General features: G+C 73.6%; 11 protein-coding genes and 1 pseudogene. 6 read left to right on the top strand and 6 right to left on the bottom strand.

Going from position 1 to position 13,247, the window contains the following annotated elements; genetic code table 11:
- Positions 1-168: 168 nt before the first annotated feature.
- The 4 genes from AC07VC_RS05380 to AC07VC_RS05365 all read right to left on the bottom strand — a co-directional run bounded on the left by AC07VC_RS05380 (position 169) and on the right by AC07VC_RS05365 (position 5,138).
- Positions 169-1,872, bottom strand: a complete 1,704-nt coding sequence (locus AC07VC_RS05380; RefSeq protein WP_494675915.1) for a glycoside hydrolase family 13 protein — start codon at positions 1,870-1,872, stop codon at positions 169-171.
- 64 nt (positions 1,873-1,936) lie between these two features.
- Positions 1,937-2,863 (bottom strand): carbohydrate ABC transporter permease, encoded by a 927-nt coding sequence (locus tag AC07VC_RS05375; protein ID WP_494675916.1) that lies wholly within the window; start codon positions 2,861-2,863, stop codon positions 1,937-1,939.
- Positions 2,863-3,795 carry a carbohydrate ABC transporter permease gene (locus AC07VC_RS05370; RefSeq protein ID WP_494675917.1) on the bottom strand — a complete coding sequence of 311 codons (933 nt, stop codon included), beginning with the start codon at positions 3,793-3,795 and terminating at the stop codon, positions 2,863-2,865. Before AC07VC_RS05370 ends, AC07VC_RS05375 begins: the two co-directional genes overlap by 1 nt.
- Positions 3,796-3,845: 50 nt before the next feature.
- Positions 3,846-5,138 (bottom strand): ABC transporter substrate-binding protein, encoded by a 1,293-nt coding sequence (locus AC07VC_RS05365; RefSeq protein WP_494675918.1) that lies wholly within the window; start codon positions 5,136-5,138, stop codon positions 3,846-3,848.
- A 141-nt stretch (positions 5,139-5,279) separates the two neighbouring features.
- On the opposite strand from AC07VC_RS05365, the gene AC07VC_RS05360 reads away from it, so the two are divergent.
- The 5 genes from AC07VC_RS05360 (at position 5,280) to AC07VC_RS05340 (ending at position 10,674) form a co-directional block, all read left to right on the top strand.
- On the top strand, positions 5,280-6,515 hold the full coding sequence (locus tag AC07VC_RS05360) for an ROK family protein (protein ID WP_317228790.1): 1,236 nt from the start codon (positions 5,280-5,282) through the stop codon (positions 6,513-6,515).
- A gap of 233 nt (positions 6,516-6,748) precedes the next feature.
- Positions 6,749-7,696 carry an ATP-binding cassette domain-containing protein gene (locus AC07VC_RS05355; RefSeq protein ID WP_317228789.1) on the top strand — a complete coding sequence of 316 codons (948 nt, stop codon included), beginning with the start codon at positions 6,749-6,751 and terminating at the stop codon, positions 7,694-7,696.
- Positions 7,693-8,529 carry an ABC transporter permease gene (locus AC07VC_RS05350; RefSeq protein ID WP_494675919.1) on the top strand — a complete coding sequence of 279 codons (837 nt, stop codon included), beginning with the start codon at positions 7,693-7,695 and terminating at the stop codon, positions 8,527-8,529. Before AC07VC_RS05355 ends, AC07VC_RS05350 begins: the two co-directional genes overlap by 4 nt.
- Before the next feature lie 103 nt (positions 8,530-8,632).
- The gene (locus AC07VC_RS05345; RefSeq protein ID WP_494675920.1) at positions 8,633-10,000 is read left to right on the top strand and encodes a sensor histidine kinase; all 1,368 of its coding nucleotides are present in this window, start codon (positions 8,633-8,635) and stop codon (positions 9,998-10,000) included.
- On the top strand, positions 9,997-10,674 hold the full coding sequence (locus AC07VC_RS05340; protein WP_494675921.1) for a response regulator: 678 nt from the start codon (positions 9,997-9,999) through the stop codon (positions 10,672-10,674). The genes AC07VC_RS05345 and AC07VC_RS05340 overlap by 4 nt, the downstream gene beginning before the upstream one ends.
- A 102-nt stretch (positions 10,675-10,776) precedes the next feature.
- Here AC07VC_RS05340 and nagB read toward each other — a convergent pair.
- Positions 10,777-11,520 (bottom strand): annotated as a pseudogene (gene nagB, locus AC07VC_RS05335) (glucosamine-6-phosphate deaminase); the annotation flags it as partial.
- The gene (locus tag AC07VC_RS05330) at positions 11,511-11,933 is read right to left on the bottom strand and encodes a hypothetical protein (RefSeq protein ID WP_494675922.1); all 423 of its coding nucleotides are present in this window, start codon (positions 11,931-11,933) and stop codon (positions 11,511-11,513) included. The gene AC07VC_RS05330 and the pseudogene nagB, both read right to left, overlap by 10 nt.
- Before the next feature lie 567 nt (positions 11,934-12,500).
- Here AC07VC_RS05330 and AC07VC_RS05325 point away from each other — a divergent pair.
- Positions 12,501-13,043 carry a P-loop nucleotide/nucleoside kinase family protein gene (locus tag AC07VC_RS05325; RefSeq protein ID WP_494675923.1) on the top strand — a complete coding sequence of 181 codons (543 nt, stop codon included), beginning with the start codon at positions 12,501-12,503 and terminating at the stop codon, positions 13,041-13,043.
- Positions 13,044-13,247: the final 204 nt, after the last annotated feature.

Below are 13,247 nucleotides of genomic sequence, written 5' to 3'. Positions count from 1 at the left end.
ATGCGCCTCCTATGAGGCGGAGCATCGATCCGTCCCGCGCAGGTGCCGGAGTCGTCGTCGGGGGCGTCGTCACGGGCGGACGACGGACGGCCGAGCGGACCTCGGGCGCCCGTCTCCGGCGCGCCGACGGCGGCGCTCGCCGTCAGCCGCCGCCGTCCGCGTCGCGGGTCAGCTGGTGCGGACCCACGCGGTGGTCTCGCCCGGCAGCTCGCCGTGCGCCCCGAGCGGGCCGCTGGCGACGAGGACCTCGCCGGCGGGCAGGGGAACGGTGTCCGTGCCGAGGTTGGCGACGACGTGCCAGCCGCCCGGGCGGGAGAAGTGCAGGACGTCGCCCGCGGTCGGCTCCTCCCACGCGAGGAGCTCGTCGGTCTGCAGCTCGCGGCGCAGCGCCAGGGCGGAACGGTAGAGGGACAGGGTCGAGGCGGGGTCGGCGTCCTCGGACTCCACCGAGAGGTCCCCGAACCAGCCGGGCTGCGGCAGGTGCGCGCCGGCGGGGCCGAAGCCGAACGAGGGCCCGGTGCGGGTCCATGGCAACGGGACGCGGCATCCGTCGCGTCCGACGTCGACGCCGGGGTTGCGGAAGAACGTCGGGTCCTGACGGTCGGCGTCGGGGATGCCGGCGACCTCGGGGAGGCCCAGCTCCTCGCCCTGGTAGACGTACGCCGAGCCGGGGAGGCCGAGCATGAGCAGCGTCGCGGCGCGCGCGCGTCGGAGGCCCCGCTCCACGTCGATGGCGTCCGACGGCGCCCCGTCCAGCAGCCACCGGGTGCCGGAGCGCATGTCGCGACCGGCCGCGGGCGGGAGGCCGTAGCGGGTCGCGTGGCGCACGACGTCGTGGTTGGACAGGACCCAGGTGCTCGAGGATCCGGTCTCGGCGGCCGCCCGGACGTTGTCGGAGATGCTCTCCCGGAACGCCGCCGCGTCGAAGTCGGCCTCGAGGAGGTCGAAGTCGAAGGCCTGGCCCAGGCCCTCGGCGCTGGCGTAGCTGGCGCGACGGGACGCGTCGACCCAGGCCTCGGCGACGCCGATGCGCGGAGGGTCGTAGGAGTCGAAGACCCGGCGCCATGCCGCGTAGATCTCGTGCACCTCGTCGCGATCCCAGCGGGCGTGCTGCCCGTCGTCGGTCGGCGCGGCGTCGAGCTCGGCCTGCGAGGGGAGGACCTCCGGCAGGTGCTTGGCGAGGCCGTGGGCGACGTCGACCCGGAAGCCGTCGACGCCGCGGTCGGACCAGAAGCGCAGGGTCGTGAGGAAGTCCTCGCGGACCTCCTCGTTCGTCCAGTCGAAGTCGGGCTGCTCGCGGGCGAAGGAGTGCAGGTACCACTGGCCGTCGGCGGTGCGGGTCCAGGCGGGCCCGCCGAAGATGCTGGTCCAGTCCGCGGGCGGCAGCTCGCCGTCCTGGCCGAGGCCGTCGCGGAAGACGTACCGCGCGCGGGCGGGGGACCCGGCGGGGGAGGCCAGCGCCTCCTGGAACCAGGCGTGCCGGTCGGAGGAGTGGTTGGGCACGACGTCGACGATGACGCGGATGCCGGCGCCGTGGAGCGCCGCGACCATGTCGTCGAACTCGGCGAGGGTGCCGATCCGGGGGTCCACGTCCCGGTAGTCGTCGACGTCGTAGCCGCCGTCGGCGAGCGCCGACGGGTAGAAGGGGCTGAGCCAGACGGCATCGATCCCGAGGTCGCGCAGGTACGGCACCTTCGCGGTGATGCCGCGGAGGTCGCCGATGCCGTCGCCGTCGGAGTCGGCGAAGCTGCGGGGGTAGATCTGGTACACCGCGGCCTGCCGCCACCAGGTGGCGTCGCCGGCCGGGAACGGGCCGGTCGAGGTGCTCGGCGTGCTCGGGGTGCTCGGGGTGCTCGGGAGCGTGTCGGTCATCGTGATGGAGGGTCCTCTCGGGGTGATGGGTCTCGGGGCGGGTCGCGCGGGTCGCGTCGTCGGCCTACTTGATGGCGCCCTGGGTGACGCCCGACATCACCCATCGCTGGGTGAAGAGGTAGACGAGGATCGCGGGGGCCATGGCCATGAGGTACGAGGCGAAGGCCACGTTGTAGTCGTTGCTGAACTGGGTCTGGAAGATCTGCTGCAGCACGGGCAGCGTCTGCAGCGACGGGTCGGCGGTGATCAGCGACGGCATGGCGAAGTCGTTCCAGGAGGCGAGGAAGGCGAAGATGCCGACCGTCGCGCTCATCGGGGCGAGCAGGGGGAACACCAGCTGCCAGAACACCTGCCAGGTGGTCGCCCCGTCGAGCCGCGCGCTCTCCTCGAGCTCCTCGGGCAGCGACCGGAGGAACGCCGTGAACAGCAGGAGGGAGAAGGAGAGCTGGAACATGATGTGCAGCAGGGCGACGCCGGCGGGGTTGTCGAGGCCGACGAGGCCCGTCAGCTTGATCTGCGAGAGCGCGACGACCGGGAACGGCAGGAACATGGCCGCCAGCAGGTAGTAGAACGACCACCGGAACAGCCGGCGGTCCCAGTTGCGCGCGATGGCGAATGCGGCCATGGAGGCGAGGACCACGGTCCCGGCGACGGTCACGAGCGTGACCAGGGTCGAGACCGTGAACGCCCTCGGGAAGTCCGTGAGCTGCCACGCGGCGGCGAAGTTGGAGAGGTCGATGGGCGCCGGGAGGCTGAAGGCGTTCCCGTCGACGGCCTGGGCCGACGTCTTCAACGACATCGTGATCGTCACGTAGATGGGGATCAGCACCGTGACGCTCGCGAGCGCCAGCAGCAGGGTGACGAGCCGGTTGGGGCGCTCGCGGCCGATGCGCCCCCGACGCCGTCGCGTGGCGGCGTCGGCGTCGCGGCGGGAGCCGCCGGGGGTGGGCGCCGAGGAGGCGGCGGGGGTGACGAGAGCGGTGTTCGCCATCAGACGGCCGCCTTTCCGCGGGTGATCCGGAGTTGCACGAGCGCGATCGCGATGGCGATCACGAAGAAGATGGTCGCGTTCGCCATCTGGTAGGCGTAGTCGCCGCCGGTGAAGCCGGTGAAGATCGTCATCGCGATGCTGCGCGTCGACGTGCCGGGCCCGCCGTTGGTGAGGCCGACGATGATGTCGTAGGAGTTCAGGAAGTTCTTGAAGCCGATGATCGTGTTGATGAGGATGTACCCGGCGATCAGCGGGAGCGTGATCGACCGCAGCTGCTTCCAGCCGGATGCGCCGTCCAGGGCGCTGGCCTCGTAGACCTCGCCGGGTATCGCGAGCAGGCCCGCGATGTAGATCAGCAGCGTGCTCGGGATCGCCTGCCACGCCGTGACCAGCACGATGCCGATCCAGGCCGTGCCGGCGTCCGCGAGGATGCTGTCCTGCAGCCCCGTGATGCCGAGCGCCGTCCCGATCGCGGGGAGCGAGTTCGAGAACAGGAACTGGAAGACGAACGCGATGATGATGCCCGAGATGACCATCGGGATCACGAACACGGCGCGCAGGGCCGTCTTCGCCCGGATCTGCGCCGTGAGGCCGATGGCCAGCAGCAGCGCGATCGCGTTCACGACCAGGACCGTGACGAGCGCGAAGCCCATGGTGAAGCCGTACGAGCTGAGGATCGCCGGATCGCTGGCCATCGCGATGTAGTTCGTGACGCCCACCATCTGGAACTCCCCGAATCCGATGGAGTTCGTGAAGCTGTAGAAGACCCCCATCGCGGCGGGCAAGGTGATCGACAGGGTGAACAGCGCGAGGGTCGGCAGCAGGAAGAGGTGGAAGACGGGGTCGACGCGGACACCCCGCCGCCTCGGGTTGCCGGTGGTGCCTCGGGGGAGGGAGGCGCGGCGGCCCTCCTCGGTGCGGGTGGTGGCCATCGGGTCTCCTTCGACTCGGCCGGATCTCGTGGGGGAGGCGGACGCGGTGCTCATGACCGCAGCGCCAGGCGGCGCCAGTCGGCGTCCATGGTGCGGAGGGTGTCCGCGGCGCTGGCGCCGGTGACGATGCCCTGGACGTAGTTCTCCGCGGGGATGGTCAGCGGGATCGCCTTCGACGCGCCCTGGTAGAACCGGGCCTCGTCGTAGTAGCTCTGCATGCCGACGATGCGCTCGTCGGTGACCGCGGGGGCCGTGGTCGTCGTGCCGAACGCGAGGAACTCCTCGTTGTACGCGTCGTGGATCTCGGGCTGCATGAGGAAGGCGAGGAACTCCCGCGCCGCGTCCTGCTTGCGGGACTGCTCGGGCACCCAGAGCGCGAGGTCGAGGTTGACCCGCACCCGGCGGTCGTCCGGCTCCTCGGTCATCGGGAGCGGGAATGTGCCGACCCGCGCGTCCGGGTTCGCCTTCGTGATCTCGCCCAGGGCCCACGGGCCCTGCATGAGCATCGCGGCCTCGCCCTGGGCCATGGCGAGGTTGCCGTCCCCGTAGCCGCGGCTGTTGCGGTTGGCGTTCGACAGCTCGGCCAGCTGCAGCATGCGCTCGACGGGCTCCCGGAAGTCCTTCTCGAACGACACCGCGCTGCCCTCGCCGACCCTCGTGCCCTCCTCGTCCATCGTGCGGTAGAACGCCGCGACGTCGAGCATGCCGCCGGTGGTGTAGTCGAACAGCCCCTGCGCCACGGTCCACGGCTCGCGGAACGTGCTGTAGATCGGGGTGATGCCCGCGGCCGTGAAGGTCTCGCACGCGGCGAGGAACTCCTGCCAGGTGGTGGGGACCTCGACGCCGAGGTCGGCGAAGATGCGCTGGTCGTAGATCACCGACGCCGCGGTGATCGAGTAGGGGAGCACGCTCGTCCGACCGGGATAGGTCGCGTACTGGTCGACGAGGTCCTGCACCTCCGGCCGGATGGTGGCGGCCTCGGGCATGTCGCCGAGGTCGCTCAGTGCTCCGCGCTCCATGAAGCGCGCCATCTCGAGGTTGTAGGTGAACGCCGCGATGTCGGGCGGGTTGCCGCGGACGAAGCCGGCGGAGATGCCGGAAGTCGAGTCGTGGATCACGCGGACGCCCGACTGCGACTCGTTGAACCGCGCGACGAGGTCGGAGAAGTACCCGATCGCCTCCGGCTTGGTCTGGTAGAAGGTGATCTCCGTGCGCCCGCCGCGGCTCCCGCCCATGCTGGGAGCGCAGCCCGCGAGGAGGAGCGAGGCGCCGGCGGCGCCGATCCCGCCGAGCAGCGCACGGCGGCTCAGGCCCGCGGGGGTGGGCAGTGGGGGTGTGGGCACGTCGTCGTCTCCCGGGTCGTGATGCCGTCGACCCTGACGGCATCCGTTGATCTAGCGATTAGATTTAGACACTAGATCAATTGGGGGCGTGGCACCATGGGCACGCCCCGAACACCGACGACGAGCAGCGAGGAGCCCGCCATGACGACGATCACGGGATCGTCGCCTCTCGTGGGCACGCGGCGCCTGAACGCCGAGGTCGTCCTGCAGCGGGCGTGGTGGGCGGAGGCGGTGACCGCGAGCGACCTCATCGGGTCGACCGGCCTGACCCGGTCGACCGTCATCAGCCTGTGCGACGAGCTGATCGGACGCGGGTGGCTCACGGTCCTGCCGGATGCGCGCGCCACCGGTGAGCAGCGCGCGGGTCGACCCGCGCGGAGGTACGCCCTCGCGTCGGGCGCGGCCCACGTGATGGGCGTCGACGCCGGTCGGCACCAGGTCACGTGCATCATCGCCGACCTCCGCGGACGCCCCGTGGCGCGCCTGGTCCGCCGCGTCGACCCGGACGGGTCCGCGGAGGACCGGCGTGCCGCCGTCTCGCGGATCGTCGACGAGGTGCTCGCGCAGGCGTCCATGGGCGACGCGGACGTCCTCGCCATCGCCATCGGCGTCCCCGCGCCCGCCGACGCCCGGGGGCGCTCCCCGCACGAGGTGGACGGCGACTTCTGGGAGCGCGTGAACCCGGACTACGGCGCGCTGCTCTCGCGACGAGGGTGGGCCGTGGTGGTCGAGAACGACGCCAACCTCGCCGCCGTGGCGGAGGCGGCGGACCTCGCCCGGTCCTCCGGCGACCCGACGGAGGCGCACCGGCCGCGGGGCTCGTTCATCGCGCTGCTCGCGGGGGAGCGCTTCGGCGCGGGATTCGTGCTCGACGGGACCCTCGTGCGGGGGAGCCGCGGTGCCGCCGGCGAGATGCGGCTCCTCGACCTGGTGCAGGGCGTGGGATCGGCGGACGGGCTCGGCGCCATCCTCCGAGACGGAGCGCGGGCCGCCCGCATGCTGGGGACCCTGGCGGACGCGTCGCCGCTCGCGGGCCTGCCGCTGGGCGACCTCGACGCCTTGGCCGTCCTCTCGGCAGCGGATGCCGGGGACGCCGGTGCCCTCGCCATCGTGGAGGACGCGGCGGAGCGGCTCGGCCGGGTCTGCGCCGTGCTCGGCGGGATGCTCGACGTCGACCGCATCGTCGTCGCGGGAGCGGTCGCGCCGTCGATCGGCCTCCTGCTGGACCGCACCCGGGAGTGGCTCGCCCGCTTCACCCACCGGGAGCCGCCCGTGGTCGTGGCCTCGACCCTCGGGGACGCGGTCGTGACCCTCGGCGCCGTGGAACGCGCCCTCACGCACGTCCGCGAGCACGCCCTGGACCTGCCCACCGGCTAGGGCGGTCGCGGCCGCGGGAGGGATGCGGTCGTGATCCCGGGGGGAGGCGGCGGGATTCGCCCGGGCGGCCCGCGGCGCGCGGCCGCGCGTGACGGGCCCGGCCGCTCCTCCGCCCTCCGGGTGACGCCGTCATCCCCGCGGCGTAGGCGCTCGCGCCCGGGATCTGCTCCTCGCGGTCGTCCCGGCCGCCGCCGCCCGGCGTCAGGCTCGAGAGGCCGAGCAGAGGAGGGCACATGATCGAGGCATCCGGCCTGACCAAGGACCACCCGGGGGGACGCGCGGTCGACCGCGTCGACTTCACCGTCCGACCCGGCGTCGTCACCGGCTTCCTAGGGCCGAACGGCGCGGGGAAGTCCACGACGATGCGCATGATCGTGGGCCTGGACCGGCCCACGTCCGGGCACGTCACCGTGAACGGGAAGGCGTACGCGCAGCACCGGGCGCCCCTCGGGGAGGTCGGCGCGCTACTCGACGCGACCGCGGTGCACGGCGGCCGGTCGGCGCGGGCGCACCTGCTCTCGCTGGCGGCGACGCACGGGATCCACCCGCGCCGGGTGGACGAGGTCCTCGACATGGCGGGACTCGCGGACGTCGCCCGCCGCCGCGTCCGCACCTTCTCCCTCGGGATGGGCCAGCGCCTCGGGATCGCCGCCGCGCTCCTCGGTGACCCGCGGACCCTGATCCTCGACGAGCCCGTCAACGGGCTCGACCCCGAGGGAGTCCACTGGATCCGCACCCTGCTGCGCGGCCTGGCCGCGGAGGGCCGGACGGTGCTGCTGTCGTCGCACCTGATGAGCGAGATGGCGCTCACGGCCGATCACCTGCTGATCCTCGGCCGAGGCCGCGTGCTCGTCGACGCGCCCACCCGCGACGTCGTCGAGCGGGCGCAGACCCGCACCGTCCGAGTCCGGACGCCCATGCGCGGCGAGCTCGAGCGCGAGCTCGCACGGCAGCCCGGGGTCGGCGCGGTCGCCGTCGAGCACGACGTGCTCGACGCGACCGGGATCGACGCACCCGGCGTCGCCGCGCTCGCCGCGTCCGCCGGCATCGTCCTGCACGGGCTGGCCCCCGTCCACGTCTCCCTCGAGGAGGCCTACCTGCAGCTCACCGCCGACGCGGTCGAGCACCGCTCCGCCGCACCCGCCGGCATCCGCCACGACACCCCAGGAGGACGCGCATGACCGCGACCCGCACGCTCCCCGTCCAGCACCCCGCCGTCCACCCGGGGACGTTCGCCCGGCTCGTCGCGGGCGAGTGGATCAAGCTGCGCTCCCTGCGCTCCACCTGGTGGATCCTCGCGCTCGGCACCGCCGTCATCCCGGCGTTCGCGGTCTCCCGGGTCCTCAGCATCGCGGGGGTCCCGGAGGCCGTCGGATCCGAGGGCATGGTCGGCGCCGCGTACGCCACCGGCGGCATCGCGCTCGCGCAGCTGGCGTTCGCCGTGCTCGGCGTCATGGTCGTGGCGGGCGAGTACGGCTCCGGCCAGATCCGCACCACGCTCACGGTCACGCCGATGCGGGTGCGGGCGATCCTCGCCAAGCTCCTCGTCGTGGTGCTCGCGGTGACCGCCGCATCGACCGTCGCCGTGCTGGCCGCCTGGGCAGCCTGCGCGCCCTGGTTCGGTCCCACCGGGATGTCGATCGACCTGCTGCGAGCGGAGGACGCCCGCCTCATCCTCGGCGCGCCGCTCTACCTCGCCGCCGTGACGGCGCTCGCGTTCGGGATCGGGATGCTCGTCCGGAGCCCGGCCGCGGGCATCTCCGTTGTGGTCGGCCTGCTGCTCGTCGTCGAGAACCTGCTCGCCGCGATCCCGTGGGCCCCCCTGCAGTCCCTCGCCGCGCACCTGCCGTCGAGCGCGGGCAGCCGGCTCCTGCGGTCGGACGCGGTCGGCTCCGTCATCACCGTCTCGAACAGCACGGACCTGTCGCCGTGGGGCGGCTACGGCGTCATGCTCCTCTGGGTCCTCGGCGTGCTCGTCGTCGCGCTCGTGCTGCTGCGCCGCCGGGATGCCTGACGCGCGCGTCGCGGGATCCGTCTCCGGCCGCACGCACCGGCCCGGTGATCCGCACGGTCCGGCCGGCACCTGCCAGAGTGAGGTCGATGGGGCAGGAGCGAGCGTGAGCGCGGGACAGGGGCCGGCCTCCCTCCTCACCGAGCTGCGGGTGCGCCCGCGGGGGCCGCTCGGCCGCCTCTCCGCACGGCGGCCGGCCCTCGTGGACGCCGTCGTCATCGCCTGCTTCGCCGCCTGGGCGCTCGTCACCGGCGTCGGCGCCGACTCGATGTACGGGCTCTCCACCTACCTCGGCGGTGCGCAGGTGCAGCGGATGCAGGTCGCGTCGCTCGCGCTCACGGCCCTGGGGTGCGTGCTGCTCCTCGGGCGGCGTCGCCGCCCCACGGCGGTCGCCGCGGGGATGGCGGTCCTCGGGGTCGCGGCCCTCGCCCTCACCGGCTCGACATCGGGGTCCGAGCTCGGGCTCGCGCTCGCCCTGTACGCGGTCGCGGTCGCCCGACGACCTCTCGTCACGTGGGTCACGTGCGTCGTCGCGGTGGTGGTCCTGCTCGTCGCCGCCCGGCTGCTGCCGCTGTCGATGCAGGTGAGCGCCGTCATGAGCGGGCTCCCGCCGCGCGCCCCGGACCGCGGTGACCCGTGGGATCCGCTCGCCGGGGGATGGCAGCAGATCGCCCTGCCCGTCCTCGTCCTGGTGCTCGTCGCCGTGGCGGCCGGCACCAGCGCCCGGGGGCGGCGGCTGCACCTGGCGGCGCTCGTGGAGGCTGCCGACGCGGTCGCCAGTGATGCGGAGCAGCGCGCGCTCCTGGCTCAGGCGGCCGAGCGCACCCGCATCGCGCGGGAGATGCACGACGTGGTCGCGCACAGCATCTCCGTCATAGTCGCGCTCGGCGGCGGTGCGTCGATGGCCGTGGAGTGGGCGCCGGACCGCGCGCGCACCGCCCTCGACGAGCTCGTGGCCACGGGACGCACGGCCCTCACCGACATGCGGCGGGTCCTCGGCGTGCTGCACGACGAGGGCGGACCGGTGGGCACGGTCGGGGAGGCGAGCGTCGCACCCCTGCCCGGGATGCGCGACCTGGAGCCCCTGGTCGACCGCTTCCGGCTGGCGGGTCTGCCCGTGCGCGCCTCCGGCCTCGCCGACCCGCGGCTCGCGGAGGCCGATGCGACGCTGCAGCTCGCCGTGCACCGGATCGTGCAGGAGGCATTGACCAACGTGCTCCGGCACGCGCCGGCGACGACGGGTGTGGAGCTCGCCATCCGGCGCCTCCCCGGCCGCGTCGCGGTGACGGTCGTCGACCAGGGCGCGGGCGTCCGCGGCGAGCCGGCCCTCGGCTCGGGCCGCGGCGTGGTCGGCATGCGCGAGCGGGCCGCCGCGTTCGGCGGAACCGTGGAGGCGGGCCCGCACGGCACGGGCTGGCGCGTGCGTGCCGAGCTGCCGTGGGATGACGACGAGGACGAGGAGGAGGGACGATGACGACGATCCTGCTGGTGGACGACCAGTCGCTGGTGCGCATGGGGTTCCGGCTCGTGCTGGAGAGCGCGCCCGACCTCGAGGTGGTGGGCGAGGCCGCCGACGGCCGGACCGCGATCGACCAGGTGGCCGCGCTGCACCCGGACGTGGTGCTGATGGACGTGCGCATGCCGGGCGTCGACGGCATCGAGGCGACCCGGCGGATCGTGGCCGAGCACCCGGCGGTGCGCGTGCTGATCCTCACCACCTTCGACGTGGACGAGCACGCGTTCGCCGCCCTCCGCGCGGGCGCGAGCGGGTTCCTCCTCAAGGACGCGACGCCGGCGGAGCTCGCGTCCGCGGTGCGCGTCGTGGCGTCCGGCGACTCCGTGGTCGCGCCGCGCGTGACACGCCGGATGCTCGAGATGTTCGCGGACGTGCTGCCCGTGACGTCCACCGCGACCGCGGCCGACGGCGTCCACCCGCGGCTCGTCAGCCTCACGCCGCGGGAGACCGAGGTGCTGCGCCGGGTCGCGGAGGGCCGCTCGAACGCCGAGATCGCGGGCGACCTGTTCCTCGCCGAGGCGACGGTGAAGACGCACGTCGGCCGGATCCTCGCCAAGCTCGGCATCCGCGACCGGGTGCAGGCCGTGGTCCTCGCCTACGAGACGGGACTGGTGCGCGCCGGGGCCGGGTGAGCGGGGGAGTGCCGGCTGGCCGGAGCTCGTCACGACGGTCGCGGCCCCCCCCCCCGACGACGATGGGCGGCCGGCGAGGAGCGACGCGCTCTCCTGCACATCCCGGTAGTAGTCCCCGAGCCGCAGCCGGGACGCCGCCGCCTCGTCGACGACCACGGTCGCCCGCGGATGCAGCTGCAGCACGCTCGCGGGGACGCTGGCGGACAGCGGGCCCTCGACGGCGGCGGCGATCGCGGCGGCCTTCGCCTCGCCCGTCGCCACGAGGACGAGGCGACGAGCCTCCATGATCGTCCCCAGCCCCTGGGTCAGGCAGTGGACGGGCACGTCCTCGGGACGCGCGAAGAACCGCGCGTTCGCCGCCCGGGTCGACGCGGCCAGGGTCGCGACGCGGGTCCGGGAGGCGAACGAGGAGGTCGGCTCGTTGAAGCCGATGTGCCCGTTCACACCGATGCCGAGGATCTGGACGTCGATGCCGCCCGCCGCCCGGATGGCGGCGTCGTACGCGGAGGCCTCCGCGTCGAGGTCGTCGGCGCGGCCGTCCGGCACCCGGACCCGGGCCGCGCGGAAGCCGAGGGGTCCGATCACGTCGCGCGCGATGACGCTGGCGTAGGACTCGGGATGGTCGACGGGGATGCCCACGTACTCGTCGAGCGCGAAGCCGCGGGCGTCCGCGAACGAGATCCCCCCTGCCGCGACGAGGCGCGCGAGCTCGGCGTAGACGCCCTGCGGGCTCGATCCGGTCGCCAGGCCGATCACCGCGGTCGGGTCGCGGCGGACGACCGCGGCGATGCGCGCGGCGGCGACACGGCCGACGTGCAGCGGGTCGTCCTCGATGATCACCTCCACGACGGGCTCCTGTCCCACGCGACCGGCAGCGCGACCTGGCCGCGGAGCCCCTCCGGGATGCCCAGCATGGCCGCTCCCAACTGGGCCACGGGCAGCTCACGGGGGGCGAGCACCAGCCGATCCGCGACGCCGAGGGCCGCCAGGAACGGCGAGTCCGCGGCGCGATGCCGGAGGAGCGCGTCCGCGGCGCCCGTCAGGCCGGCGACGTGATGGAGCACCCCGCCGCCGAGCACGAGGGTGTCGGCGCCGTACGCGATCGCGAGGAGCGTGCACGCGTCGGCGAGGGCCCGGACGACCCGCTCCCGCTCCCTGGCGACGGCGGATTCGCCGCCGCGGGGTCCGGTGAGGTCGGAGGGTCGCAGGCCCGGGTCGATCTCGACCAGCCGGCGGCCGATCCCTGATCGAGAGCCCACCAGCCCGCTCACATGGACTCTGATCGCGGGCCTCGGTCCCGTCGGAGGGAGTCTCGCGGGCATCGCCTACTCGCTCGCTCACACGCTTCCCCAATGGATCCTCTCGCCGAGTTCCACGGGAGGGACCGGGTCCGCCGGGCTCTCCATCTTCGGCGCGATCGTCGGCGCCGCCGTGGGCCTCGGCTTCGGGGTGGTCGTCAGCGCCGTCGCCCTGACGGTCTTCGCCGTCATCTCGAGCGTCACACGACGGGATCGCATCCGCATCCGGGTCTCGTCCGCGGCCGCGGGGTGCTGCGCCTTCGTGGTCTTCGGCTCATTCGCCGAATGGGGGGACGGGCGAGTCGTCGTGGAGTCCTCTGCTGCGGCCCTCGGTTGCCTTGCGACGTTCGCCCTGACGATCTCCTGGTCCATCCGCCGGACGCGCCGAACGGCCAGGACCCGTCCGGACCCGGGTGGAGCCCGCCGGTAGGGGATCCCCGGCCGAGGCCTCGGCGCCGGTGACGGTGCGGCTGCGTCCGAGACCCGGTAGGAGACGGTCGATGCGTCGCTCCGGCCTGTCCGGTGGACATGTCGGACGTGTCGACGAAGGGGTCGATGATGCTGGTTCAGGTATGTGGATTGCCCGGTGCGGGCAAGTCGACGCTGTCGGCCGCGATCGCGGAGGAGCTCCCCGCCGTGCTGCTGCGGGTCGATGAGATCGAGGCGGCGATGTGGACGCACGGCATCCCGCCAGAGCAGTCGGGGATCGCCGCATACTCGGTCATGCATGCGATCGCCGTCCCGAACCTGAGCCGAGGCCAGACGGTCATCGCGGACGCGGTGAGCGGTGTGGAGCCGGCGCGAGCCGGCTGGGTTCCGACAGCCGAGGCCGCGGGCGCGGAGTTGCGCGTGATCGACGTCGTGCGTCCCGATGCCGACGAGCATCGTCGGCGCGTGGAGCACCGTGACGACGACCTGCCCGGCCTCACCTTGCCGACATGGGAGGCGGTGCAGCGCACCACCGAGGAGTGCGAACCGCGCACGCATGACCGTCTCGTGATCGACAGCACCCGCCCGCTCGAGGAGACGGTCCACCAGGCGCTCGAGTCCCTCGACGCTCACGTCCGGTAGGGGATCCCCATCCGGTGGAGGAGCCGACGAGCGCGTGAGGGGATCCGGCGCCGTGGCATCCATCGAGGCCCGGTCCTCCACTCGCCCCGTGGAACAGGGCACCCGCACGGACCCGCCACTCGACCGCCGGGCGGGCGCGGCGCGTCCGGGAGCAGCGACCCGCTCCCGACGCGAGGGCGGGGACGCCATGTGCCGGACGCGGAC

Source organism: Clavibacter sp. GW821-FHT01D01 (assembly GCF_059422605.1).
This window is presented reverse-complemented; position numbering and strand designations above follow the sequence as displayed.

Excerpts from the sequence above, each read along its gene's own strand:
- AC07VC_RS05380 (WP_494675915.1), bottom strand. The coding sequence starts at position 1,872 with ATGACCGACACGCTCCCGAGCACCCCGAGCACCCCGAGCACGCCGAGC.
- AC07VC_RS05375 (WP_494675916.1), bottom strand. The coding sequence starts at position 2,863 with ATGGCGAACACCGCTCTCGTCACCCCCGCCGCCTCCTCGGCGCCCACC.
- AC07VC_RS05370 (WP_494675917.1), bottom strand. The coding sequence starts at position 3,795 with ATGGCCACCACCCGCACCGAGGAGGGCCGCCGCGCCTCCCTCCCCCGA.
- AC07VC_RS05360 (WP_317228790.1), top strand. The coding sequence starts at position 5,280 with ATGACGACGATCACGGGATCGTCGCCTCTCGTGGGCACGCGGCGCCTG.
- AC07VC_RS05355 (WP_317228789.1), top strand. The coding sequence starts at position 6,749 with ATGATCGAGGCATCCGGCCTGACCAAGGACCACCCGGGGGGACGCGCG.
- AC07VC_RS05350 (WP_494675919.1), top strand. The coding sequence starts at position 7,693 with ATGACCGCGACCCGCACGCTCCCCGTCCAGCACCCCGCCGTCCACCCG.
- AC07VC_RS05340 (WP_494675921.1), top strand. The coding sequence starts at position 9,997 with ATGACGACGATCCTGCTGGTGGACGACCAGTCGCTGGTGCGCATGGGG.
- AC07VC_RS05325 (WP_494675923.1), top strand. The coding sequence starts at position 12,501 with ATGTCGGACGTGTCGACGAAGGGGTCGATGATGCTGGTTCAGGTATGT.